The organism is Desulfuromonas sp. KJ2020, assembly GCF_024197615.1.
Lineage (GTDB): Bacteria > Desulfobacterota > Desulfuromonadia > Desulfuromonadales > SZUA-540 > SZUA-540.
The window spans coordinates 1,342,511-1,364,911 of the sequence record NZ_JAKUKE010000001.1 but is presented as its reverse complement, the minus strand read 5'-3'; the positions used below and the strand labels follow the sequence as shown (position 1 = coordinate 1,364,911).

At 62.2% G+C, this 22,401-nt stretch carries 24 protein-coding genes and 1 other RNA gene; 15 read left to right on the top strand and 10 right to left on the bottom strand.

Translation table 11 applies throughout. The features are described 5' to 3' along the window. Positions 1-47 precede the first annotated feature (47 nt). The 3 genes from MJO47_RS06250 to queF form a co-directional block, all read right to left on the bottom strand. Positions 48-377 carry a pyrimidine/purine nucleoside phosphorylase gene (locus tag MJO47_RS06250; protein ID WP_253960256.1) on the bottom strand — a complete coding sequence of 110 codons (330 nt, stop codon included), beginning with the start codon at positions 375-377 and terminating at the stop codon, positions 48-50. 87 nt (positions 378-464) lie between these two features. Then, on the bottom strand, positions 465-1,208 hold the full coding sequence (locus MJO47_RS06245) for an SDR family oxidoreductase (RefSeq protein WP_253960255.1): 744 nt from the start codon (positions 1,206-1,208) through the stop codon (positions 465-467). A 39-nt stretch (positions 1,209-1,247) separates the two neighbouring features. Beyond that, positions 1,248-2,078 (bottom strand): NADPH-dependent 7-cyano-7-deazaguanine reductase QueF, encoded by an 831-nt coding sequence (gene queF / locus MJO47_RS06240; protein ID WP_253960254.1) that lies wholly within the window; start codon positions 2,076-2,078, stop codon positions 1,248-1,250. A gap of 156 nt (positions 2,079-2,234) precedes the next feature. Here queF and MJO47_RS06235 point away from each other — a divergent pair, with 156 nt between their 5' ends. Further along, positions 2,235-3,218 carry a serine/threonine protein kinase gene (locus tag MJO47_RS06235; RefSeq protein WP_253960253.1) on the top strand — a complete coding sequence of 328 codons (984 nt, stop codon included), beginning with the start codon at positions 2,235-2,237 and terminating at the stop codon, positions 3,216-3,218. A gap of 4 nt (positions 3,219-3,222) precedes the next feature. Here the strand turns inward: MJO47_RS06235 and MJO47_RS06230 are convergent, their stop codons facing one another. The 3 genes from MJO47_RS06230 to MJO47_RS06220 form a co-directional block, all read right to left on the bottom strand. Continuing rightward, on the bottom strand, positions 3,223-4,455 hold the full coding sequence (locus MJO47_RS06230) for a YbfB/YjiJ family MFS transporter (RefSeq protein WP_253960252.1): 1,233 nt from the start codon (positions 4,453-4,455) through the stop codon (positions 3,223-3,225). A gap of 75 nt (positions 4,456-4,530) precedes the next feature. Further along, positions 4,531-5,025, bottom strand: a complete 495-nt coding sequence (locus tag MJO47_RS06225) for a peptidylprolyl isomerase (protein WP_253960251.1) — start codon at positions 5,023-5,025, stop codon at positions 4,531-4,533. A gap of 56 nt (positions 5,026-5,081) precedes the next feature. After that, positions 5,082-6,716 (bottom strand): ABC-F family ATP-binding cassette domain-containing protein, encoded by a 1,635-nt coding sequence (locus tag MJO47_RS06220; RefSeq protein ID WP_253960250.1) that lies wholly within the window; start codon positions 6,714-6,716, stop codon positions 5,082-5,084. A gap of 171 nt (positions 6,717-6,887) precedes the next feature. Between MJO47_RS06220 and MJO47_RS06215 the strand changes: the two genes are divergently transcribed. The 8 genes from MJO47_RS06215 to MJO47_RS06180 all read left to right on the top strand — a co-directional run bounded on the left by MJO47_RS06215 (position 6,888) and on the right by MJO47_RS06180 (position 14,683). Next, a complete protein-coding gene (locus tag MJO47_RS06215; protein WP_253960249.1) occupies positions 6,888-7,766 on the top strand; it encodes a 4Fe-4S ferredoxin in 879 nt (292 codons plus the stop codon). A gap of 1 nt (position 7,767) precedes the next feature. After that, positions 7,768-9,570, top strand: a complete 1,803-nt coding sequence (locus tag MJO47_RS06210; protein ID WP_253960248.1) for a chorismate-binding protein — start codon at positions 7,768-7,770, stop codon at positions 9,568-9,570. Between the two features lie 2 nt (positions 9,571-9,572). Then, positions 9,573-10,703, top strand: coding sequence for a metallophosphoesterase (locus tag MJO47_RS06205; protein ID WP_253960247.1), 1,131 nt, complete (start codon positions 9,573-9,575; stop codon positions 10,701-10,703). A gap of 96 nt (positions 10,704-10,799) precedes the next feature. Further along, entirely contained in the window at positions 10,800-11,045 is a 246-nt protein-coding gene (locus tag MJO47_RS06200; RefSeq protein ID WP_253960246.1) for a GSU3529 family protein, read from the top strand. A gap of 42 nt (positions 11,046-11,087) precedes the next feature. Then, positions 11,088-11,822 (top strand): DUF1847 domain-containing protein, encoded by a 735-nt coding sequence (locus MJO47_RS06195; protein ID WP_253960245.1) that lies wholly within the window; start codon positions 11,088-11,090, stop codon positions 11,820-11,822. 126 nt (positions 11,823-11,948) lie between these two features. Then, complete coding sequence (locus MJO47_RS06190; RefSeq protein WP_253960244.1) at positions 11,949-12,413, top strand: Lrp/AsnC family transcriptional regulator; 465 nt, start codon at positions 11,949-11,951, stop codon at positions 12,411-12,413. Positions 12,414-12,500: 87 nt separating this feature from the next. Continuing rightward, a complete protein-coding gene (lysA, locus tag MJO47_RS06185; RefSeq protein WP_253960243.1) occupies positions 12,501-13,769 on the top strand; it encodes a diaminopimelate decarboxylase in 1,269 nt (422 codons plus the stop codon). Positions 13,770-13,936: 167 nt separating this feature from the next. Next, positions 13,937-14,683 carry a TIGR02266 family protein gene (locus MJO47_RS06180; RefSeq protein ID WP_253960242.1) on the top strand — a complete coding sequence of 249 codons (747 nt, stop codon included), beginning with the start codon at positions 13,937-13,939 and terminating at the stop codon, positions 14,681-14,683. A 44-nt stretch (positions 14,684-14,727) separates the two neighbouring features. Here the strand turns inward: MJO47_RS06180 and MJO47_RS06175 are convergent, their stop codons facing one another. Both MJO47_RS06175 and MJO47_RS06170 read right to left on the bottom strand, forming a co-directional pair. Then, positions 14,728-14,874: a hypothetical protein gene (locus tag MJO47_RS06175; RefSeq protein ID WP_253960241.1), complete on the bottom strand. Its 147-nt coding sequence runs from the start codon at positions 14,872-14,874 to the stop codon at positions 14,728-14,730. An 89-nt stretch (positions 14,875-14,963) separates the two neighbouring features. Further along, entirely contained in the window at positions 14,964-15,881 is a 918-nt protein-coding gene (locus tag MJO47_RS06170; protein ID WP_253960240.1) for a DMT family transporter, read from the bottom strand. Between MJO47_RS06170 and MJO47_RS15610 the strand changes: the two genes are divergently transcribed. Beyond that, on the top strand, positions 15,786-16,184 hold the full coding sequence (locus tag MJO47_RS15610) for an RCKP-type rubredoxin-like domain-containing protein (protein WP_371926632.1): 399 nt from the start codon (positions 15,786-15,788) through the stop codon (positions 16,182-16,184). The two genes, MJO47_RS06170 and MJO47_RS15610, sit on opposite strands and share 96 nt — an antisense overlap. Positions 16,185-16,396: 212 nt before the next feature. Beyond that, a non-coding RNA gene (gene ssrS, locus MJO47_RS06165) (6S RNA) lies at positions 16,397-16,576 on the top strand. Between the two features lie 268 nt (positions 16,577-16,844). On the opposite strand, the gene MJO47_RS06160 is transcribed toward ssrS, so the two are convergent. Further along, positions 16,845-17,696, bottom strand: coding sequence for a response regulator (locus MJO47_RS06160; RefSeq protein ID WP_253960239.1), 852 nt, complete (start codon positions 17,694-17,696; stop codon positions 16,845-16,847). A 258-nt stretch (positions 17,697-17,954) separates the two neighbouring features. Between MJO47_RS06160 and MJO47_RS06155 the strand changes: the two genes are divergently transcribed. Continuing rightward, positions 17,955-19,295, top strand: a complete 1,341-nt coding sequence (locus MJO47_RS06155; RefSeq protein WP_253960238.1) for an NAD-dependent malic enzyme — start codon at positions 17,955-17,957, stop codon at positions 19,293-19,295. An 82-nt stretch (positions 19,296-19,377) separates the two neighbouring features. Here the strand turns inward: MJO47_RS06155 and MJO47_RS06150 are convergent, their stop codons facing one another. Next, positions 19,378-19,872 carry a flavin reductase family protein gene (locus MJO47_RS06150; protein ID WP_253960237.1) on the bottom strand — a complete coding sequence of 165 codons (495 nt, stop codon included), beginning with the start codon at positions 19,870-19,872 and terminating at the stop codon, positions 19,378-19,380. Between the two features lie 143 nt (positions 19,873-20,015). Between MJO47_RS06150 and MJO47_RS06145 the strand changes: the two genes are divergently transcribed. The 3 genes from MJO47_RS06145 to larE all read left to right on the top strand — a co-directional run bounded on the left by MJO47_RS06145 (position 20,016) and on the right by larE (position 22,394). Then, positions 20,016-20,483 (top strand): Rrf2 family transcriptional regulator, encoded by a 468-nt coding sequence (locus tag MJO47_RS06145; RefSeq protein WP_253960236.1) that lies wholly within the window; start codon positions 20,016-20,018, stop codon positions 20,481-20,483. A gap of 41 nt (positions 20,484-20,524) precedes the next feature. Continuing rightward, the gene (gene cysK / locus MJO47_RS06140) at positions 20,525-21,445 is read left to right on the top strand and encodes a cysteine synthase A (RefSeq protein WP_253960235.1); all 921 of its coding nucleotides are present in this window, start codon (positions 20,525-20,527) and stop codon (positions 21,443-21,445) included. 127 nt (positions 21,446-21,572) lie between these two features. Beyond that, a complete protein-coding gene (gene larE, locus MJO47_RS06135; protein ID WP_253960234.1) occupies positions 21,573-22,394 on the top strand; it encodes an ATP-dependent sacrificial sulfur transferase LarE in 822 nt (273 codons plus the stop codon). The last annotated feature ends 7 nt before the right edge of the window (positions 22,395-22,401 follow it).

Sequence of the window (22,401 nt, the reverse complement as noted above, 5' to 3'; positions counted from 1 at the left end):
GCAGCGGGCCCGGCGTCTGCCAGAGTTTCCATTATACACGAGTTTTCCTAGCCGAAGGAGCAGACGTATTCCGTGATCCCTTCGGTGACTTCGATATCAAAGGACGACTGGCCTGGCACATCGAACCAGGTCCCGGCGCTGAAGCCGATCCAGTCGCCCTGCCCGCCGATACGGACGCGGCAGTTGCCGGCGATGATTTCCATCTTCTCGGGGGCCTCGGTGTTGAAGGTGAACTGGCCGGGATAAATCAGCCCCAGGCTCTTTTTGCGGCCGTCGGCCAGCAGCAGGCTGTGGCTGACCACCTTGCCATCAAAGTAAATGTTGGCCTTGCAGGTGACGGTGACTTCGGTAAAGCGTTCGGGTGCCTGGTAACTCATGGGATTTCTCCTGCGCGAAAATGGGTTGCTGAGCCGGTCTAGTATCACAAGGACGCGGCTTCCGCAAGGGAATTCCCGGCCGCCGCCTCAGCGCTGGCGATGCACCGCCAGGTGCCCCCAGGACTGGTAGACCGACATGACCTCGAGAGCGTTGATGTTGACGTGGGCAGGGACGTTGGCCACATACCAGATAATGTCGGCGATATCCTCCGGCCGCAGGGGCTCCGTGTCGGCATAGACGCCGGCGGCGCGCTCGTCGTCCCCCTTGAAGCGGACCTGGGAGAACTCCGTCTCCGCCATGCCGGGGGCCAGATAGGTGACACGGACCCGGCTGCCGAGCAGGTCGGCGCGCAGGTTGCGGCTGAACTGCTCGACAAAGGCCTTGGTCGACCCGTAGACGTTGCCGCCGGGATAGGGCCAACTGCCGGCGGTGGAGCCGATATTGATGACGTGGCCGCCATTGCGGGCAACCATGGCCGGCAGCACCGTGCGGGTGCAGTACATGACTCCCTTGACGTTGGTGTCCACCATGGTCTCCCAGTCGTCGAGATCAACTTCCCAGGCCGGCTCCAGACCGAGGGCAAGGCCGGCGTTGTTGAGCAGCACGTCCACGGCGGGCAAATCCCCCAGGGCCTCCTGCACGGCCTGGCGCTGACGCACGTCGAGCACCAGGGTGCGGCTGACGGCGGTGCCCAGCTCCTGCTCCAGCGCCTGCAGGCGGTCGCGGCGGCGGCCGGTGAGAATGAGCTGCCAGCCTTCGGCGGCGAAGCGACGGGCGCAGGCCTCCCCGAATCCCGAGGTGGCGCCGGTAATGAGAATCGTCTTGGCCATGTGGCAATCTCCTTTCAGAACCTGAAAAAAAGAGGGGACCTACTGACGGGCCAGCCGCAGGTTCTCCACCGTGTTTTCGAAATTGCTGCGGAAGGGATTAATATCGAGACCGCCACGGCGGGTGTAGCGCGCGTAGACGGTAAGTCGCTCCGGCCGGCAGAAGCGCATGAGGTCGGCGAAGATGCGCTCGACGCACTGCTCGTGGAATTCGTTGTGCTGGCGGAAGGAGATGAGGTAGCGCAGCAGGGCGGCCGGGTCGATACGCCCGCCGCGATAGCGGACCAAGACGCTGGCCCAGTCAGGCTGCCAGGTGACGAGACAGTTGCTCTTAAGCAGATGGCTGTGCAGCTCTTCCTCGACGATATCCGCCGGGTCGGCCGCCCCCGCCAGCAGCTCGGCCTCCAGCTGGTACTGGCTGACCGCGATATCGATCCCATCGATGCAGCGCCCCGGCAGGGCAAAGAGGCGTTCCGCGCCAAAGCACTCGCTGCCGATGAGGCGCACCTGCACCGGCGCCCCGGCCACGCGGCCGAGATCCTCGGCCAGCACCTGCTCCACCTCGGCGAAGCTGGCGAAACGGGTCTGGTTGAAGGAATTGAGGTAGAGCTTGAAGGACTTGGATTCGACGATGTTGGGCGAATGACAGGGGAAACGGAACTCCCCCATGGCCACTACCGGCTTGCCGCCGGGCAGCAGCCAGGAGAGCTCGAAAGCATTCCAGATATCTACCCCCTGAAAGGGGAGGGCCCGCTCCAGCCCCAGCTCCAGGCGCTTAAGGCTGCGCGGCACGGCACAGAGCAGGCCGGCATCGTATGCGGATTTGTACTCGGTGGTTTTACCCAGGGGCAGAGAAGCGTCAAAGTCAGTCATGGGATTAATTGTCCGTCAGCATGGGGATGATGTCAAGGATACCGGCATAATAACAATGATTTGGCGAGCCGTCGAAAGTTTTCGGGCACAAAAAGGACAATTGCCTTATACTGCCGCCACTTCCTGAAAAAGCTGAATCAAAAGGATTGCGAGACGATGACCGAGAACCAGCCCCCCTTCCAGAGCCTGACCCCCAGCTTCATCATGGACGCCGTCGAAAGCCAGGGCTACGTCTGCGACTGCCGCACCCTGGCCCTGAACAGCTACGAGAACCGCGTCTACCAGGTGGGCATCGAGGAAGGCCAGCCCCTCATCGCCAAGTTTTACCGCCCCGGGCGCTGGACCGATGCCCAGATTGGCGAAGAACACCAGTTCTGCTTCGAGCTGCGGGAGCACGAACTGCCCGTCGTCGCCCCCCTGTGCAATGAGGCAGGGGAGAGCCTCTTTCATTACGGCGGCTTCCGCTTCGCCCTCTATGCCCGCCAGGGGGGTCACGCCCCCGAGTTCGACGATCTCGACAACCTGCTCATCATGGGACGTCTGCTCGGGCGCCTCCACCGCATCGGCGCCATCCGTCCCTTTGTTCACCGGCCTCACCTCGACGGCCAGAGCTTCGGCCGCGACAGCGTCGCCCTCATCAGCGAGCACTTCATCCCGGCCGAGTACAAGGCCAACTACGACGCCCTCACCACCGACCTGCTGCAGGCCGTCGACGAAGTGACGGCGGCGGTGATAGCCCGCGCCATCCGCGTGCATGGCGACTGCCATGCCGGCAATATCCTCTGGCGGCAAGACGCCCCTCATCTCGTCGATCTGGACGATGCCCGCATGGCCCCGGCCGTACAGGATATCTGGATGATGCTCTCAGGCGACCGCTCCCGCCAGCAGGTGCAGCTGGCCGAGATCCTCGACGGCTACCAGGAGTTCTACGATTTTCACCCGGCCGAACTGCGCCTGATCGAGGCTTTACGCAGTCTGCGCATCCTCCACTTCACCGCCTGGCTGGCCCGCCGCTGGGACGACCCTACCTTTCCCCGTCACTTCTCCTGGTTCAACACCCCTCGCTACTGGGGCGAGCACATCCTGCAGCTGCGCGAGCAGATCGCCGCCCTGGCCGAACCGCCTCTGCAGGCACCCTGAGCCCTCAACGCTCCCGGTCCCGCATCGACAGAAACGAGGCCAGCAGCACGGCCAGGCCCGTCAATCCTCCCGATAGCAGAAAAGCGGTGGTGAAGGTGCCGCTGGTTTCGGCCAGTACACCGGCGCTGGCCGGGCCGAGGGTCTGGCCGACGGCGAAAAAGACGGTGATCAGGGAGAAGCCGGCGGCTGCCCGGGACAGGCCCAGGAGGTCGCCGACGGCGGCGGCCATGATGGTCGGGATGGCAAAGGTGGAGATTCCGTAGAGGACGACGGAAGCCACCAGGGCCCCTTCCCCCAGGGAAGAGCCGGCCAGCAGATAGGCCAGACTCTGAATGACGAAGACGACCATGAGCCCCGCCTTGCGGCCGAGGCGGTCGGAGAGCGCTCCGAAACCAACGCCGGAGAAGAGGCTGAAAAAGCCGACCCAGGACCAGAACAGGCCGGCGCGGGCCTCGGCAAGACCGAATTCACTGACCATGGCCGTGACGATAAAGGTGCCGTAGACCATGTAGGTGGCGCCGAAGATGAAATAGAGCAGGCCGAGCAGCAGCAGGCTGCGGCCGCTCCCGGCTGGCGAATGTTCAGCGACGGCGGCGGGTTCGAGGGAGGTTCTGGCTCCCAGCGGCGTTAGCCCCAGTTCGGCCGGATCGTTGCGCACCAGAAGCGCCGTGCAGACCGCCGCCCCCAGGGTAATCGCCGCCAGCATGAGCCAGCCCGTGCGCCAGCCCTGCATCCCCAGGCTGGCGTTGAGGGTGGGGATCAGGAAGCCGGAGAAGATGATGGCGGCGCCGTTGCCCATGATCATGAGACCGGCGGCGCGGCCGCGCCGTTCGCGGCGGAACCAATGGGAGATGAGCAGAACCGCCGGGATATTGGCGAAGCCGCCCCCCATGCCGACCAGGGTATAGAAGACCAGCAGGGGCCAGAAACTGTCGGTCTGACTGATGCCGACCATGCACAGGGCGATCAGCAGCAGGCTGCCGGCGATGAGCAGGCGGGGCCGGGCCCGGCGCAGCAGCAGGGGCGCCAGGGCCACCGAGACCAGGTAGCCGGCAAAGTTGCCGGTGCTGACGTAGCCCATCTGGTCGTAGCCGAGGGCCAGACCCGCCTTCATGGCGGGCAGCAGCATGCCGAAGGCAAAGCGGGCCAGCCCCAGGCAGGAGAAGATGGTCAGGCCGCCGCAGAGGACGATGACCCAGGCGTAGTGAAAAGGCAGGGATGTCTTGGGTTGGCTCATGAGGGGCCCGGCGCGAGAAAGCGTAAAAAGCCGCGCCCCTTACGATGCGGGGCGCGGCCAGATGGAACAGTTGGACTAGAGGATCTCGACCAGGGTGAATTCGTAGGTGAGATCTTCGCCAGCCAGAGGGTGGTTGGCGTCGAAGGTGATGCTGTCGTCCGCCACCTCGACCACCGTCACCCCGATGGCCTCGTCTTCCTCGTCGGTGAGCACCAGCTCTTCGCCGACCTCGGGCTGCAGATCATCAGGGATCTGCTCGCGGGGGACGGCAAAGACCTTGCTCTCGTCGTAGTCACCGAAAGCGTCATCCGAAGGGATGGTCAGGGTCTTCTTCTCTCCCGGCGCCATGCCGATGAGAGCCTCTTCGATCTGCTCGAAGAACTCCCCTTCGCCGATGACCAGCTCCATGGGTCCGGTCTCGCAGCCGCAGCCCTCGTCGCCGCAGTCATCGGTATCGCAGTGACCGGATTCGCAGTCGCCGCTATCCAGAGTGCTGTCGAAAATGGTGCCGTCTTCCAGGGTGCCGGTAAAATCGATGCGGACCCGATCGCCTTTTTTGGCCTGTGCCATGATGTCTGTCCTTCCTATGCTGTGTGAAATGATGTTGCCTGTATGTGCCCGGCCGCTCAGGCCGCGCGGTTCTCCTGCCCGCTCTTGCGCAGGTAATAGGCGTAATCGCCCTCGTACACCCGCATGTCGCCGTGATCGACCTCGAAGACCCTATTGACGAGGCTGCGCAGGAAGTGGCGGTCGTGGCTGACCAGCACCACGGTGCCGGCAAAGTTCTGCAGAGCTTCCAGCAGCACCTCGCGGGACTGGATGTCGAGGTGGTTGGTCGGTTCGTCAAGGATGAGGAAATTAATGGGCCGCGCCAGCAGGGTGGCCAGCACCACGCGGCTCTTCTCGCCGCCGGAGAGCTTGTCGATGCGCTTGTCGACGTCGTCGCCGCTGAAGAGAAAGGCGGCGCAGAGATTGCGCACCACACCGATGGAGGCCATGGGGATGGCTTCCTGCACCGTTTCGAAGACGGTGCGCCTGGGGTCGAGGACATCCATGGCGTGCTGGCTGAAGTAGCCCAGGTGGACGTTGGCCCCCAGGGTGACGCTCCCCTCGCTCGGCTCCGTCTGACCGGCCAGCACCTTGAGGAAGGTCGACTTGCCGGCGCCGTTGACCCCGACCACGGCGATCTTCTCCTGGCGGCGGATGAGCCCGGAAACACCGCCGAAGACCGACTTTTCGCCGCCGTCGGGCCGCGGCCAGCGTTTGGCCAGACCGTCGATCTTCACCACGTCGTCACCGCTGCGCGGTGGCTCGGCGAACTCGAAGCGCACGGTGCGCTGTTCGGGCGGCAGCTCGATGCGCTCGATCTTCTCCAGTTTCTTCACGCGCGACTGCACCTGGGCAGCGTGGGAGGCGCGGGCGGCGAAGCGGGCGATGAACTCCTCCTCTTTGGCCAACATTTCCTGCTGACGGCGGTGGCTGGCCAGCAGCTGCTCGCGGCGGATTTCGCGCTCACGCAGGTAAAAATCGTAATTGCCGCCGTAAGTCGTCACCGTGCGGTTGGCCACCTCGATGATACGGGTCACCAGGCGATTCATGAAGTCGCGGTCGTGGCTGGTCATGAGCACCGCCCCCGTGAAGTCGGTGGACAGCCAGTTCTCCAGCCAGACAATGGACTCGACGTCAAGATGGTTGGTCGGCTCGTCGAGCAGTAGCACGTCGGGGTTGAGGGTGAGGATGCGGGCCAGGGCGATGCGCATCTTCCAGCCGCCGCTGAAGTCCTCCACCGGGCGGTTGTAGTCGTCGGGCCCGATGCCGAGGCCGGTGAGCACCGCCTGGGCGCGGGCTTCCAGGTCGTAGCCGCCGCGATGTTCGAACTCTTCCTGGGCATCCCCGTAGCGTTCCAACAGCTCGGCCAGAGCGTCGTCGGCCATGGGCTCGCACATGGCGGCCTCCATGGCCTTGATCTCCTCGCCGAGGGCCACGGTGCGGGCGGAAGCCGCCATGACCTCGGCCAGGGCACTGCGGCCGGACATCTCGCCGACATCCTGGGAGAAATAGCCGATCACCGTCTTTTTCGAGCAGGAAATCTCGCCGCTGTCGGCCTCCTCCTCCCCGGTGATGAGGCGAAAGATGGTGGATTTGCCGGCGCCGTTGGGGCCGACGAGGCCGCTGCGGGTGCCGGGCAGGATCTGAAAGCTGGCGTTCTGGAAGAGGATCTGGGTGCCATGCTGTTTGTTGATGTTGGTCAGGTGAATCATGAATCAAAGCTCCACGGAAAAAGTCCCGCCTTGTTAGCACGACCGACCCCCTAACGGCAAGACAAATAACCGAAATTCGCCTTCAACCCGCCATGGGTCAGGGGTATCGGGAAAACTGTTTGAAGCGCTGTCCGCTTCATGGCAAGATAAGACATTCCCGAGGAGGCGGATATGGAAAGTCACGATCAGGGCACCGGTGAGCGTCTGGCCTGGATCACGCAGGCGGTTAGGGACTTCTGGGCGGTCAGCCCGCACAACACCCTGGGCCCGGACAGCGGTGAGAAAGCCTGGGACGAACCGCTGCTGGCCTTTTCCCGCGGCGACGACTCCTTCTATGACCAAATAAAGGCGGATCTCGGCAATTTCTACTGGACGCCGGCGGACGCTTTCCGGCTGGCCTTCCCCGCCGAACCGGCCCCGGCCGACGAGCTGACGGTGATCACCTGGGTGCTGCCGCAGACGGCTGCCACCAAACAGGAGCAGCGCCGGGAAACAACCCTCCCCGGTCGGCGCTGGTCGCGCTCGCGTTTTTACGGGGAACAGTTCAACTGCGAACTGCGCCTGCATCTGGCCGGCCGACTGACGGAAGCCGGCATTGCCGCCGTCGCCCCCGAGCGCCTGCCGGAATTCGGCTACCGCCGCTCCAAAACCTTCGGCCTGGCCTCCAACTGGTCAGAGCGCCACGCCGCCTTCATCGCCGGGCTGGGCACCTTCGGTCTCAGCGACGGCCTCATCACCCCGCGCGGCAAGGCGGTGCGCATCGGCAGCGTCGTCGCCCGCCTCAACCTGCCGGCGACACCTCGCCCCTACCAGAGTCACCAGCAGTGGTGTCTGTGGTACGCCAAGGGAACCTGCGGGGTCTGCATCAAGCGCTGTCCGGCCGACGCCATCGGCAGTGAAGGGCACGACAAGGATCGATGCCACGACTACATCCGCGCCGTGACCGCGCCTCACGCCCGTCAGCATTATGGCGTCGAGGCCACCCCCTGTGGCCTGTGCCAGGTCGCCGTCCCCTGTGAGTCGCGCAATCCGACGGAAAACCTGAAATAGCATGGGAGGCGCACCGATACCTTCCACCTGGTCTCCGCAGCGCGGCGAAGCGCTGCTTTTCGATCCCGCCAGCGGCCACTGGCTCTACTTCTCCCGCCCTCTGCGCCTGCTGGAAGTCCATGAGGTAGCGGCCATCCGCCCGACCCTGCGCCAACTGGAGGAGGAGGTGGAACGCAGCGGCCTCTGGGCCGCCGGTTTTCTGAGCTACGAGGCCGCCGCCGCTTTCGATACGGCCTGCTCCGTGCTGGCGGACCACGACTTTCCCCTGCTGTGGTTCGGGCTCTACGACGAGCCCCAGGTGGTGGAGCTGCCGCCCCCTCCCGCCGACCTGCCCCGGCCGCTCTGGAAAGCCGCCGGCGATGAGGCGGCTTTCGCCGGAGCCGTGGCCACCATCCGCGACCGCATCGCCGCCGGCGAAACCTACCAGGTCAATTTCACTTTCTCCCTGCACAGCGACTTTCACCAGGATCCCTGGCTCTTCTTCCTCGACCTGGTGCAGGGCCAAAAGGCCGGCGGCGCCGCCTACCTCGACACCGGCCGCTATGCCATCGCCTCGGCTTCCCCCGAGCTCTTTTTCGCGCGCCGTGGACAACAGCTCTGGTCCCGGCCCATGAAAGGGACGGCCCCTCGCGGCCGCACGTTGGAGGAAGATCGGGCTCGGGGAGAAGGACTGCGCACATCGGAGAAAGACCGCGCCGAAAACCTCATGATCCTTGACATGATCCGCAACGACCTAGGCCGCCTCGGCGGCCCCGTGCGGGTGCCGGCGCTCTTTACCCTGGAAAAATATCCGACGGTCTGGCAGCTCACTTCCGTGGCCGAGACAGAGACGGACGCCTCTCTCGATGAGGTCTTCGCCGCCCTCTTTCCCTGCGCGTCCATCACCGGCGCCCCCAAGTACCGCACCATGCAGATCATCGCCGACCTTGAGCAGCGCCCCCGCCGCCTCTACACCGGCGCCCTCGGCTATGTCGCCCCGCAACGCCGGGCCCGCTTCAGCGTCGCCATCCGCACCGCCCTCATCGATCGCCAGCGCCAGCGCGGCGAATACGGCGTCGGTGCCGGTATCACCTGGGGCTCCGAGGCCGGGGCGGAATACCGGGAGTGCCTGCAGAAAGGCCGCATTCTGCGCCAATCGGCTCCCCCACCGACCCTGCTCGAGTCCCTGCGCTGGACGCCTGCGGAAGGGCTCTTTCTGCGGAAGGAACACCTGCGGCGCCTGGCCGATTCCGCCGCCTACTTCGACCTCCCCTGGTCGCGGGAGGAGGCCATCCGCCAGCTCGACCGCCTCACCGCCACCCTGCCGCCTTCTCCTCATAAAGTCCGTCTGCTCCTCGATGCCGAAGGCCACTACCAAGGCGAGGCGCTCCCCCTGCCTCCCTCGGCGCCAGGGCCCGCGCGCCTGGGACTCGCCCCCTTCCCCGTCGACTCTACCGATCCCCGTCTCTATCACAAGACGACGCAGCGACGCCTCTACGACGAGGCCCGGCAGGCCTGCCCCGACTGCGACGATGTCATCCTGTGGAACGAACGGGGGGAAGTAACCGAAACGACCATCGCCAACCTCGTGGTGGAGCAGGAGGACGGTCGCCTGATCACCCCCGCGCTCGACTGCGGCCTGCTGCCCGGCACCTTCCGGGCCTCCCTGCTGGCCCGGGGCACTATCGAGGAAGGCATCGTGCCGCTCCAAAAGTTGTCCTGCTGCCGCAGTATTTTTCTGATAAACTCTGTACGCGGCTGGCGACCGGCCCTCTTCAGCCGGGCCTCCGATCCCCGGTCTGAGCTTTCCGCCAAGGAGACCTGAGAATGATCCTGTTCGTGCTGACCTTTCTGCTCATCTATACCGCCATGCATGCCCTGGTCTTCTGGGGGATGCACCCGCTGTTAGCCGGCCACCCGGCCCTGCCCAGCCTGGCCTGGGTATGGATGGGCGCCATGATCGTCGCCCCGGTGCTGGTGCGCCTGCTCGACCATACCGGCCACGAACTCGCCGCCCGCGCCCTCGCCTGGGTCGGCTACAGTTGGATGGGCTTCGCCTTTCTCGCCTTCAGTCTCTGTCTCCCCCTCGCCCTCTGGGAACTGGCCGCCTGGCTGCTGCCCAAGGTGGCCGCCAGCGCTCCTCGCCTCTCCCTGCACGGCGCCGTCAGCGCTGGCGTCATCCTGCTGGTGACCCTGGCCACCGGCCTCTACGGTCTGCGGGAAGCCACGGACCTGCGCGTCGAACAGGTGCGGCTGACCAGCGCCAAACTCCCCGTCGGCAGCCCCCCTCTGCGCATCGCCCAGATTTCTGACCTGCACCTGGGCCTGATCCTGCGCGACGAGGCCCTGGCCCCCATCATCTCTGAACTGCAGCAGTTGCAACCCGACCTGGTGGTCGCCACCGGGGATATCGTCGACGCCCAGATCAATCACCTCGACGGTCTCTCCGAGCTGTGGAGCCGCATCGATCCCCCCCTGGGCAAATTAGCCATCATCGGCAACCATGAGGTTTACGCCGGCCTGGAGCAGGGACTCGACTTTCTGCAACGCAGCGGGTTCCAGGTTCTGCGCAACCGGACCCAGACTATCGGGACGAATATCACCCTGGTCGGCGTCGACGATCCGGCCACCCGACAAGCCATCAACGAAACGGAACTGCTCCAGGCGCTACCGACAGACCACCTCATCATCCTGCTCAAACATCGCCCGCGCCTTGGCGCCGGCGCCGATGGCCTCTTCGACCTGCAGCTCTCCGGCCATGCCCACCGGGGCCAGATTTTCCCCTTCAACCTGCTCACCCGCCTTGAATTCCCCCTGCAGGACGGCCTCCACCGCACCGACCGCGGCGGTCATCTCTATACCAGTCGGGGAACGGGCACCTGGGGGCCGCCCATGCGGGTGCTGTCGCCGCCGGAAATCACCCTGGTGGAAATCAGTCCAGCCCCCGACAGGCCTTGACGGATCAAAAAAGAAACAGCGTTTGATTCTTTTCTGGCCATGGGTTTTCCCTTCTGCTATATTCAGCAAACTCAATGTATGGAGGGGGAAGCTTGCATGGATATTTTCGAGGCTTTGCGGCAGGCCGTCGACCAGCAGAGCCGCGATGGCGAACTGCCCGATTTCCTGCTACCGCCTTTGGCTGCGATCCTGACCGATCCGGGTAAGTACTGTGACCGGGGAGACCTGCTGCGCCAGCTGCTGGAACAGCTCCGCCACTTCGACCCCTACGCCGGTTCCGGCTGTTTCTGCGACAGCGCCAGCGTCGAGGATATCCGCCGCACCCTGCAACGCCTCGGCTAGTCTTCCCCAATCCGTTTGGCCTTTGACAAGGAGACAACCACGATGAGCGACAAGACCACCCTTTCGTGCGCCAACTGCAGCGCCGTCTGGAACAAGCTGGGCACCACCAACTGCTGGAGCGACCCCCAGAGCCGTCCGGGACAGCCCGGCTACTGCCCCTCGCAGCGCGAGAAGGAGGTCATCGACGACTCCTTCCTGAAGTACCGCGGCGACGATGCCGATGCCAAGCTGGCCCGGGTGGCGGCGATTGTCGAAGGACTCTGCTACCAGCCCGTGCCGGGCTCCGACGCCGTCAACGCCCGCTGGACGCGGGTGGAGGACACCATCGCCCTCGCCAAACTCATGGGCTACCAAAAAATCGGCATCGGCACCTGCATCGGCCTGCTCGAAGAGACCAAGCGTCTGGCCGATATCCTCACGGCCCAGGGCTTCGAGCCCATCTCCGTCTGCTGCAAAGCCGGCAGCATCGACAAGCTCGAACTCGACATCGACGAGAAGTACAAGGTACGGCCCGGCACCTTTGAACCGGCCTGTAACCCCATCGCCCAGGCCAGGCTCCTCAACCAGGCGGGCTGCGACATGAACATCATCGTCGGCCTCTGCGTCGGCCACGACATGCTCTTCGCCAAATACTCCGAAGTTCCCGTCACCACCCTGGTCGTCAAGGACCGGGTCACCGGCCACAACCCGGCGGCCGTGCTCTACGGTCAGAACTTCTACTACAAGCGCCTGCAGAAGCAGCCGGTCGCCATTCCCCAAGAGGCCTTCGAAAAATAGGGGACGGCTCGGGCCCATCCTCTGCAAAGCCCCGGTTTTCACCTGAAACCGGGGCTTTTTGCGTACCGCCCCCTTGACAAAGAGGGGCTAAGCGAATAATATTCTCCAATATGGAGACCATAGAGAATGTTTGACGATATTGACTTGCAGATTCTGCACATCCTTCAGGAAAAGGCCCGAATCCCCAACGCCGAGGTCGCCCGACAGGTCGGCATGGCCCCCTCGGCCGTACTGGAGCGAATCCGCAAGCTGGAGGAGCGAGGCATCATCGAAGGCTACGAGGTGCGCCTCAATCCGCGCCATTTCGGGCAGAAACTCACCGCCTTCATCCTGGTTGAAGCCAGCCGGGCCGGCAACGGTCGGCTGGCTGGCGAACTCGCCGCCATCACCGGCGTGCAGGAAGTCCACCAGGTCGCCGGCGAGGATGGCTATCTGGTCAAGATCCGCGTGGCGGGCACCGAGGACCTCGGCCGTATCCTGCGCGACGACTTCATGGCCATCCAGGGTGTCATCGCGACCCGAACCCAGGTAGTGCTCTCGACTATCAAGGAGACCCGGCGTATTGATCTCGAACCAGCGGCGGGCCCTTGAGGCGGCCACGACCGATCGACCACAAGGCTTACGAAACGACTGACCTTTTTACCTTTTGCGCTAACCCGAAACGAGGAGAATCCCATCATGCCTATGTCACAAGATTTCAAGAACCGTCTCTTTCCCGTGGCGAAGGACATCGCCTTCCACTACGGCACCCCCTTTCACATCTACGACGAGACCGGCATCCGCGAGACCGGCGAGAACCTGAAAAAGGCCTTTGCCGGCATTGATGGCTTTCAGGAATTCTTCGCCGTCAAGGCCCTGCCCAACAAGGCCATCCTGCGCCTGATGAAGGAGATGGGCTTCGGCTTTGACTGCAGCTCCATCCCCGAGCTTATTCTGGCCCGGGAAGTTGGCACCAAGCCCGAAGACATCATGTTCACCTCCAACAACACCAGCGAGGAGGAATTCCTCTTCGCCGCTCAGGACGGCGGCTGCGTCCTCAATCTCGATGACATCAGCCTCATCAGCAAAGTGCCCGTCTTCCCTGAGCTCATCTGCTTCCGCTACAACCCCGGCCCCCGCCGCACCGGCAACGTCATCATCGGCAACCCGGTGGAAGCCAAGTATGGCGTCACCCACGAGCAGGTTGTCGAGGCCTACCGTATGGCCCAGGAGCGCGGCGCCAAGCGCTTCGGTCTGCACACCATGGTCGCCTCCAACGAGCTCGACTACACCTATATGGTGGAGACGACCCGCATGGTGCTCGACATCGCCGAACTGGTGGAAAAAGAGCTCGGCATCCGCTTCGAGTTCGTCAACATCGGCGGCGGTTTCGGTATCCCCTACAAGCCCGAGCAGCAGCCCTTGGACCTGGCGGCCATGTCCAAGGAGATCACCACCCAGTTCGACGCCTTCAAGACCAAGCACGGCTACGCCCCGCGTATGTACATGGAAAGCGGCCGCTACATGACCGGTCCCCACGGCGCCCTGGTGACCACCGCCATCAACCACAAGGACACCTACCGTAAGTACATCGGCGTCGACGCCTGCATGTCCTCGCTGATGCGCCCGGCCCTGTATGGTTCCTATCACCACATCGACGTCCTCGGCAAAGAAAACCAGCCCCGCAGCGAGGTCTACGACGTGGTCGGTTCTCTGTGCGAAAACAATGACAAGTTCGCCATCCAGCGCGAACTCCCCCCCATCGTCGAAGATGACCTCGTCATCATTCACGACACCGGCGCCCACGGGCACGCCATGGGCTTCCAGTACAACGGCCGCCTGCGTCCCAAGGAGCTGCTACTGCACGGCGACGGCCGCGTTGAGCTGATCCGCCGGGCCGAGACGGTGGAGGACTACTTCGCTACCTACAACTTCACTCCGGACACCTTCGTGCCGCCAAAGGGGTGATAAAGACCGCTTCCTGCACACGTCAAAAGGCTGCCGACTCCGGCAGCCTTTTTTCATGGGGGCCGGCGTCACCCCTCCTTCACCGGAAAAACTTCCAAAAGAGAGACTGGCCCGGAAATTGCTTTTTGATGCGCTTATTTCGATGTTTCAAGAGAAGGAGGTCGAGGGTGCGAGCAGCGAAAAAAATCCTGCTGGTCGATGACGTGAAGTTTTTTCTGGATATGGAAAAATCGTTTTTTGCCCGGGAGAACATTCAGATTACTACCTCGCAGAGCGCCTGCAAGGTGCTTCCGCTCATGCGCGCGCTGCGGCCGGATCTGGTCATTATGGATCTCCACATGCCGGAAATGGACGGCGCCGCCTGCTGCCGGCAGATTAAAAGCGATCCGGAGCTCTTCACCACGCCGGTCATCCTTATCATCGACGACGAAGACGAGGACGAAAAGAGGTTCTGTCGGAAGGCCGGCTGTGATGATGTCATTTCGCGCCCCCTGAACCGCCATCGCCTGCGCCAGATGGCGAGAGAATTCCTCCAGATCGCCGAGCGCGCTACCCCCCGGGTCAAAACCCGGATGCTGGTGCATTACGGCGTCGAGCATGAAAAGACCCTGCATGACTATTCCGTCAATATCAGCGCCGGCGGCCTCTTTCTGGAGACACCTCACCCCATGCCGGTCGACACCCCGGTGACGCTGGAGTTTTTCGTCCCCGGCGCCGAGGAGACGATCCGCTGTAAAGGGCGGGTCACCTGGCTGAACGCCGCTCTAAGCAAAACCAAGGCGGACTTGCCGGCGGGCATCGGCATCGCTTTTGAGGACATCCCGGCTGCCGACAGCCAGCGCATCCGCGAATTCATCCATGCCGAATGCGCACCCCACCTGGGCGGAGACCGGACTCAGCGGGGTGATGTGTAAAAGGAGGGAAAGGAAAGAAAAAGAAAAGCGTGGGGGCGTGGGTCCTACTGACGGACCACACAGAGCACGATGACATTGCCTTCGGGCTTGTTCTGCATGAATTTCATCTGGGCTTCTACCGGCGTATTGGCTTCGACCAGCTGTTCGCGGACTTCGCCGTCAATTTCGTAAGATACTTCGTACAGATTCATAATCTATTCCTTCTAAAAAAACCTCAGCGGCCAGATACTAGCGCCCCACGCGGCCGCCTGTCAACCATCGGCCGGCCTAAAAAATCTGTTCAAGCCGCCCCGGCCACCTGCCGGCGTCGCACGAAAAAACCGGACAACTCCGAAAACAACATGCCCGCCAGCATGAGCAGGCAGCCGAGCAGCCCGCGGGCCGACAGGGTTTCCCCCAGAATCAACCAGCCCCCCAGCGCGGCGAAGGCCCCCTCCAGACTGAGAATGATCGCCGTATGGGCGGGATGGGCCTCGCGCTGGGCGACAACCTGCAGCGTGTAGGCGACCCCGACGGACATCAGGCCACCATAGAGGATGGGCAAAGCCGCTGACAGCAGGCCATGAAGGCTGATGACCTCGAGGGCGACTGCCACGGCCAGACTCAGCAGGGAGCAAACGGCAAACTGGATGCACGACAGCCGGATGGCGTCTACCCGAGGGGACAGCCAGCCGATGAGCAGAACATGCCCGGCCCAGAAAAAGGCGCCCAGCAGCTCCAACAGATCTCCGAAAGAGATAGTGAACTCTTCCGTCACGCAAAGCAGGTAGAGGCCGAAGACGGCCAATGTGGCTCCTCCCCAGGTGCCGGCATGAGGACGCTGGCGCCAAAGCAGCCCCAGAATGGGCACGAGAATCACGTAGAGTCCCGTGATGAAGCCCGCCTTGCCGGCCGTGGTGTAGACCAGACCAACCTGCTGCAGGGAGGCGCCGGTAAAGAGCGCCATGCCCGCGGCCACCCCACCCCACAGCAGCAACTTGGTAGAAGCGGCCGGTGAAACAACGGAAGCCCGGTTAATTCGGCGACGGCTCAAAAGCCACAGGGGAAGCAGCGAGAGGCTGCCCAGGGCGAAACGCACCCCGTTAAAGGTGAAAGGCCCCACATGGTCCATGCCCAGGCGCTGGGCGACAAAGGCAAATCCCCAGATCGCCGCGGTCAGCAACAAAAGCACATCGGATTTGAGTGCCGCACTTTTCATAAGACCCGAACTTTCAGAAACAAACGGACAAAAAGGCTCTCTTTTCGGCGCGGAAGATACCCCCGCGACCTCGTGAAGTCAAGAGCTCTTGTCGACGACTGTCCGCTTGAGCGTGAATTTCTTCTTGACAAAATGTGTTTAGACGCTAGAATTATGACCAATTTAGTAACATTAATCCCAACACCAAGGAGAAAGCTCATGGCACTGTGGAGTTGTGAAAAATGCGGATATGAAAAAGAAGGGCGCTGCAAGCCCAAGAAGTGTCCGACCTGTAACGAGCAGACGAATTTCGTCAAAAAATAACCGTCTTCCCTGGCGGGCGCTTCCGTTCCCCCTCCTCGGAGCGCCCGCTTCTTCCTTCCCCTGCGGTACAATCAAAGGCCCTCACGAGGGGCCTTTGATTGTTTCAGCCTGGAAAAACAAGCGGTTAGACTTACCGCCGATTTTTTTTACCTGGGGACTTTCCATCAGGAAATATCATGCTAGACTAAATTTAAAAGCGGCATTGATCTTTGAAATCTCTGGGATGTTCGATACTGGACTTTGGTTTATCCTCAACACCAGGAGTATTTCTTCCCCGGTAAAAAGGCGGTGTGCCAGCCCGCCCTTGAGCGGGACGCCTGAAGCCTTTTTCAGGGGAAGGTTGTTGGACCGTTTGCGGAAACTCAGGACGAGGTCGACATCCCGGAGAAACTGACAGCAAACGAAGTCGGTGTGACGCGGCCTGACGCCGGACGCCGTCCATCCCTCCGCCAGGGGCGTACCAACCCCCGTAAAGAAGCGCAGTCTGAACGTGATCAGTTGGCCAGGTAAAACGGCTTGGTCGGCTGAAGCGATGAAGGCTTTAGCTCAGCGGATCGGATAAAGCGGGCCCCATGCACATCGACTTCGTTCTTAGTGAAAAGAGGCCCTATCCCTGACCGGATAGGGCCTCTTTTGGTAATTGGCGCCGAGCTCAAGGCGTCAGACGTCGAGCGTTTCATCCACTTTGCCGTAGGTAACAACCAAAGCCCTTTTCGTACGGGCGAGCAGACGCGCCGTCGGCAGCGGAGCGCCAAGGTAGTCGAAATAGCCGCCATCCAGAAGATCGACCTCTTCCTCCAGACTGGGGGTCCCGGTCACGGCGATGAGGGGAATCTTGCGGGTCACATCGTTGGATTGCAGAATCTGAACCATTTCAAAGCCGTCCATCTGAGTCATGGCCGTGTCGACCAGGACCAGGTGGGGCGAGTGACGAAGGACCGCCCTGAGGCCTTCGGCCAGGTCCTCGCCGACAAAAAGCTCGTACCCTTCCGCCGTCAGCGCCTGCCGAATCTCTTGTGCCAGCATATTGTCCGGCCCCACCAGCAGGATCCGCCAGCGTTCATTGAGCGCTCCGACCGTTTCGCCAAAATAGTGACGTCTGACCGCGCTCTGGATTTCGGTCGGCGTGGTCAGAAAGGGGACAATCCGCAGATTGAGTTGATGACTCAGACTCTCGAAGACGTCCTGATCAGCCGGGTTGACGACCGCCAGAAACAGGTCCTTTTCCGTGCGGCGCAACGGGAAGACCAACCGGTCGAGGGCCGTTTGCGCATCGAGCAGGTGCAGGGTGCTTTCGGAAACGGGACGTTCGGCCAGTTTGGACACCGCCTGCAGGCCATATTGATGCGCAAGAACCAGCGTGATGTCCTTTTCGCTGATCAGCTCCAGCTCTTCCAGAATCTTTCCCAGCCTCTCCCCTTTTTTGGCCTGCAGGGCCAGCGCCCTTTCCAGGTTGGGCTGGGTCAGCACCCCCGCTTCCACCAGAATCTCGCCAAATCGTTTGCGCTCCACGGATCAACTCTCCCCGAACCAAGGCGCCCTGCGGCGCCGGGATGACTGCGACGCCTCAAGCTACAATAGGACCAGCACACCAATCAAGTTTTATGATTTTAATCCATTACGCCTGCCGCGCTTTTTCATTGCACGGAATCGGGCCCGGGCATAAAATCGCTTCCATTTTCAACACCGGCCATTGCCAGCCCCGGATGATCGGGTAAAAATAAGGAAAACAGAAAAGCGGCCACCACCAAACAAGGGGAGTTCACTTCCATGGAAATTGAAAAAGGCGCCGGCAAAATCGCCAAGACCCTCAGGGTCATGATCCAGGACAAGCCGGGCTATCTCGGCAAACTGACGTCGGCCATCGGTATGGCCGGCAGCAATATCGGCGATATCCGGCTTGTGCGCATGGGCCGGACCCACAACACCCGAGAGATGACGATCTACGTCGATTCGGAAGAGCAGCTGGAAAAGATTCTCGACGATATCGCCAAGGTCGAAGGCATTATCGTCGAGGAGGTTATCGACCTCGTGCACCAGTTGCATGAGGGGGGCAAGATCGCCATGAAGAGCCGGCTGCCCATCAACAGCATCGGCGACATCCGCAAGCTCTACACGCCGGGGGTGGCTTCCATCTGCCGGGACATCCAGAAGAAACCCGAGCTGGCCTATCGCTACACAGCTATCCCCAACCAGGTGGCCATCGTCACCAACGGCACAGCCATTCTGGGCCTGGGCAATATCGGCGCGGTGGCGGGCATGCCGGTCATGGAAGGCAAGGCCGCCCTCTTCGACCGCCTCGTCAATGTCAGCGGCATCCCCATCCTTATCGAGAGCCTGGATCCGCAGGTCATCATCGACACGGTCAAAAACATCGCTCCCACCTTTGGCGCCATCAAGCTGGAAGATATCGCCGCCCCCGAGTGTTTCGCCATTGAGGATGCCCTGGACGAGGCCCTGGACATCCCGGTCATGCATGACGACCAGCACGGTACGGCGGTCGTGGTACTGGCGGCCCTGCTCAACACCACCCATTTTTCCGGCCTTATGCTGAGCAAGTCGACCATCGGTGTCATTGGCCTGGGGGCGGCGGGCATGGGCATTTCCAAGTTGCTCCTCTCCTACGGCGTCAAGAAGGTCATGGGTACCGACCTGAAGGCCGAATCACGCGACATGCTCGAACAGGCCGGTGGAGAAGCCGGTACCCTGGCCGATGTCATGGCCGAATCGAACATCGTCATCGCCACCACCGGCTGTCCCGGCCTGATCAAACCGTCCATGGTGCGCAAGGGCCAGGTGATTCTGGCCCTGTCCAATCCCAACCCGGAAATCACCCCGGAAGACGCCATGGCGGCCGGAGCCTCCTTCGCCGCTGACGGCAAGAGCGTCAACAACGCCCTGGGCTTTCCCGGCATTTTCCGGGGTGCCCTCAACGTGCGGGCCACCCGTATCAACAACAAGATGAAGATCGCCGCGGCCAAAGCCATCGCGGCCTGCGCCGAAGAGGGGGAACTGGTGCCTTCCATCCTGCACAAAGAAGTGCACGCCAAGGTGGCCGAGGCCGTGGAGCGGGCCGCTCTGGAGTCGGGCATCATCAAACCTTGGGAGTGATCGGATTGAGACAACTGAATGGGGGCAGGAAAAGGGGCGTTGCGCCCCTTTTCTTTTTAGCGAGCCGGCGCGCGCCGGCCGGTTAACGCCGAGCCACCGTGTAGCGGCCAAAATCCAGCGGCTCGGCCAGAGGAAGGGGAGACTTGTTGGCATACAGGGCTGTCACCCTGCCGCTGAGCACATCCTGCCCGTAACGGCTGTTCACCTCGGTCTGGTCACATACCAGCTGCACCGGACACTCTTCGATAGCCGCCACCGCCATAAACCGGTCCTGCCAGGGCGTCAGTCCCGGCGCACTCTCCATGTCGGGATTCTTCGTCATCAGCCAGTGGATCAGCGGCGACGAATCAAGGAGAGAATCGGGGGGAAGATTGACCACGAACCGGGAGGCCTTCTGCATCAGAGGCCGGGCCGCACAGCCGTGCCGGAAAGCCAGGGTCAACAGCGGCGGATCGCACCAGACAATCCCCATCCAGGGGGAGGGAAGCAGGCAGGTTTTACCCTGGGGACCATTGAACGTGACCAGGGCCGCCGGGGTCGGATAGAAGGCAGGGTCAAGAGATGAGATGCTGGACATAGGTGGACTCCAAAAGACGCCAAAAGTTCTATGTAATGGGAAATCAAAAAATCACCTTATTCAAGGGAGAATGTCGCTTAATTCTTGACACTGATTATAAGCTTTACGATAATCAGGCATCACACTTTACAAGGAGATTTCCCGTGAAGCTTTCGACCAAAGGACGTTATGGAGTCAGAGCCCTTTTCGACATGGCCTATCATTCCGGCGCCCTGCCCACCCAGATCAAGGATATTTCCCGGCGGCAGGACATTTCGCCTCGCTACCTCGAACAGATTTTCCAGGACCTTAAAAAAGCGGGCTTGCTCAAAAGCAAGCGCGGCCCCCAGGGGGGGTATGTGCTCTCACGCAAGCCGGAAGAGATCCGCGTCAGCGATATCATCCTGGCTACTGAAGGGGAGCTCTTTCTGGTCTCCTGCACCAAGGAAACCGATGACTGCCATGGCAAATGCGATTTCGACGGCCAGTGCGTAACCCAGAGTATCTGGTCGGAAGCCAACCGCCGCCTCAACGAGTATTTTGCCTCCCTGACCCTCAAGGACCTCTGCGAAAAGGCCAAAGACATGGGGATGGAAAAAGAACTCGATCATCGGTTCATGTATTTTATCTGATTTGCCCCCTCTTCACCACCTTCACGGCCAAGGAATTTATCATGCCCACCGCTTTGAGCGAAAATTCACTGGGACAGATCGGCAACACGCCCCTGGTGCGCCTGACCAAAATGACGGATGCCAAGAGCGCCACCATCTGGGGCAAAATGGAAGGACTCAACCCGGGTGGCAGCGTCAAGGACCGCATCGCCCTGGCCATGGTCGAAGCGGCTGAGACGTCGGGCGAAATCCGCCCCGGCGACACCCTGATCGAACCGACCAGCGGCAACACGGGCATCGGCCTGTCGCTGGTCTGCGCCGTCAAGGGCTACCGACTGGTTTTAACCATGCCCGAAACCATGAGCGTGGAGCGCCGCCGTCTGTTGAGCGCCTACGGGGCCGAGCTCGTCCTGACCCCGGGCAACCTTGGCATGCGCGGCGCCATTGACAAAGCGGAAGAGTTGGCCGCGAACCAGGGTACCTTCATGCTGCAGCAGTTTAAAAACCCGGCCAATCCCCGCGTCCACGAGCAGACGACCGGTCCCGAAATCGTTGAGGCCCTGGCCGGAAAGGTCGATGCCTTTGTGGCCGGCGTCGGCACCGGCGGCACCATCACCGGCGTCGGCCGCGTTCTGCGCCGGCACAACCCGGGCGTACACATTGTCGCTGTGGAACCGGCGGATTCCCCCGTGCTTTCCGGCGGTGACCCCGGCCCCCACATGATCCAGGGCATCGGCGCCGGCTTCATTCCCGACACCCTTGACACCGCGATCTACAACGAAATTCTGCCGGTCAGCAACGAAGAGGCCATGAACACGGCCCGCCGCCTGGCCCGGGAGGAAGGTCTTTTTGCCGGCATCTCGGCCGGGGCCAACGTCTATGCCGCCATGCAGGTGGCGCGCCGCCTGGGAGCGGGCAAGAACGTGGTAACCATTCTCTGCGACACGGGCGAACGCTACCTCTCCACCGGCATCTTCGACTAGCAACGCCTGCCCCTGTCTGCCGGCAAGGGCAGGCAGAGCATCGTCATACCACCAGGCCGGGTCCCCCCGGCCTTTTTATTAACTTTCCGCCTTTTCCGGTTCGGGAAGGTGGTTAAAAGGATGGCAGATGTCTCAACCGGCACTCTACACCCGTTTACTGGCCCGACTGACTCCCCTGGGCCGCGTGGCGGTCGCTTTTTCGGGGGGAGTCGATTCGACCCTGCTGCTGTACGCCGCCGTTGAAGCCCTGGGCGTGGAAAACGTGTTGGCGATAACCGCCTCTGCGGACGCTTTCCCCCAAGAAGAACTGGGCTTTTGCCAGGCTTTCACAGCCGCCAGGGGCATCCGGCATCACTTGATCCACCTTGATCCGCTGGTGCGAGAGGAGGTCAGAACCAACGATCCCCGGCGCTGTTATTTCTGCAAGCAGTTTATCTTCGCCCTTTGCCTTCAGGCTGCGCGGGATGCCGGCTTCGACCTGCTGGTTGATGGCACCAATGCCGACGACTCTCTCGACTATCGACCGGGGACCCAGGCTGCCCGCGAGCTGGGTGTGCGCTCTCCTCTGGAGGAAGCTGGGCTGGGTAAAGAGGATATCCGCAACTTAAGCCGCCAAGCAGGCTTGCCGGGCTGGGACAAGCCGCCGCTGACCTGCTACCTCACCCGCTTCCCCTACGGCACGACCATTACCGCAGAGCGTCTCCAGCAGGTGCGCCGCTGTGAGGAATTCCTGGCCAGCCGCGGCTTCAGTGGCTTCAGGGTACGCTACCATGGCGAGGTGGCGCGCCTTGAAGTCAATCCGGACGATTTTCGCCGCCTGCTTGACCCGGCCCTGCGCGGCGAGATTGTCGCCATTTGTCGACAGGCCGGCTTTACCTACGTGTCCCTCGATCTGGAGGGCTACCGCCAGGGGAGCCTGAACCCGGCCGATTTATCAGCCAACCCATGATTTTCAC

What these genes read in the sequence shown, in the direction of transcription:
- MJO47_RS06250 (WP_253960256.1), bottom strand. Translation starts at nt 377, where the DNA reads ATGAGTTACCAGGCACCCGAACGCTTTACCGAAGTCACCGTCACCTGC.
- MJO47_RS06245 (WP_253960255.1), bottom strand. Translation starts at nt 1,208, where the DNA reads ATGGCCAAGACGATTCTCATTACCGGCGCCACCTCGGGATTCGGGGAG.
- queF (WP_253960254.1), bottom strand. Translation starts at nt 2,078, where the DNA reads ATGACTGACTTTGACGCTTCTCTGCCCCTGGGTAAAACCACCGAGTAC.
- MJO47_RS06235 (WP_253960253.1), top strand. Translation starts at nt 2,235, where the DNA reads ATGACCGAGAACCAGCCCCCCTTCCAGAGCCTGACCCCCAGCTTCATC.
- MJO47_RS06230 (WP_253960252.1), bottom strand. Translation starts at nt 4,455, where the DNA reads ATGAGCCAACCCAAGACATCCCTGCCTTTTCACTACGCCTGGGTCATC.
- MJO47_RS06225 (WP_253960251.1), bottom strand. Translation starts at nt 5,025, where the DNA reads ATGGCACAGGCCAAAAAAGGCGATCGGGTCCGCATCGATTTTACCGGC.
- MJO47_RS06220 (WP_253960250.1), bottom strand. Translation starts at nt 6,716, where the DNA reads ATGATTCACCTGACCAACATCAACAAACAGCATGGCACCCAGATCCTC.
- MJO47_RS06215 (WP_253960249.1), top strand. Translation starts at nt 6,888, where the DNA reads ATGGAAAGTCACGATCAGGGCACCGGTGAGCGTCTGGCCTGGATCACG.
- MJO47_RS06210 (WP_253960248.1), top strand. Translation starts at nt 7,768, where the DNA reads ATGGGAGGCGCACCGATACCTTCCACCTGGTCTCCGCAGCGCGGCGAA.
- MJO47_RS06205 (WP_253960247.1), top strand. Translation starts at nt 9,573, where the DNA reads ATGATCCTGTTCGTGCTGACCTTTCTGCTCATCTATACCGCCATGCAT.
- MJO47_RS06200 (WP_253960246.1), top strand. Translation starts at nt 10,800, where the DNA reads ATGGATATTTTCGAGGCTTTGCGGCAGGCCGTCGACCAGCAGAGCCGC.
- MJO47_RS06195 (WP_253960245.1), top strand. Translation starts at nt 11,088, where the DNA reads ATGAGCGACAAGACCACCCTTTCGTGCGCCAACTGCAGCGCCGTCTGG.
- MJO47_RS06190 (WP_253960244.1), top strand. Translation starts at nt 11,949, where the DNA reads ATGTTTGACGATATTGACTTGCAGATTCTGCACATCCTTCAGGAAAAG.
- lysA (WP_253960243.1), top strand. Translation starts at nt 12,501, where the DNA reads ATGCCTATGTCACAAGATTTCAAGAACCGTCTCTTTCCCGTGGCGAAG.
- MJO47_RS06175 (WP_253960241.1), bottom strand. Translation starts at nt 14,874, where the DNA reads ATGAATCTGTACGAAGTATCTTACGAAATTGACGGCGAAGTCCGCGAA.
- MJO47_RS15610 (WP_371926632.1), top strand. Translation starts at nt 15,786, where the DNA reads ATGGTCCATGCCCAGGCGCTGGGCGACAAAGGCAAATCCCCAGATCGC.
- MJO47_RS06170 (WP_253960240.1), bottom strand. Translation starts at nt 15,881, where the DNA reads ATGAAAAGTGCGGCACTCAAATCCGATGTGCTTTTGTTGCTGACCGCG.
- MJO47_RS06155 (WP_253960238.1), top strand. Translation starts at nt 17,955, where the DNA reads ATGGAAATTGAAAAAGGCGCCGGCAAAATCGCCAAGACCCTCAGGGTC.
- MJO47_RS06150 (WP_253960237.1), bottom strand. Translation starts at nt 19,872, where the DNA reads ATGTCCAGCATCTCATCTCTTGACCCTGCCTTCTATCCGACCCCGGCG.
- cysK (WP_253960235.1), top strand. Translation starts at nt 20,525, where the DNA reads ATGCCCACCGCTTTGAGCGAAAATTCACTGGGACAGATCGGCAACACG.
- larE (WP_253960234.1), top strand. Translation starts at nt 21,573, where the DNA reads ATGTCTCAACCGGCACTCTACACCCGTTTACTGGCCCGACTGACTCCC.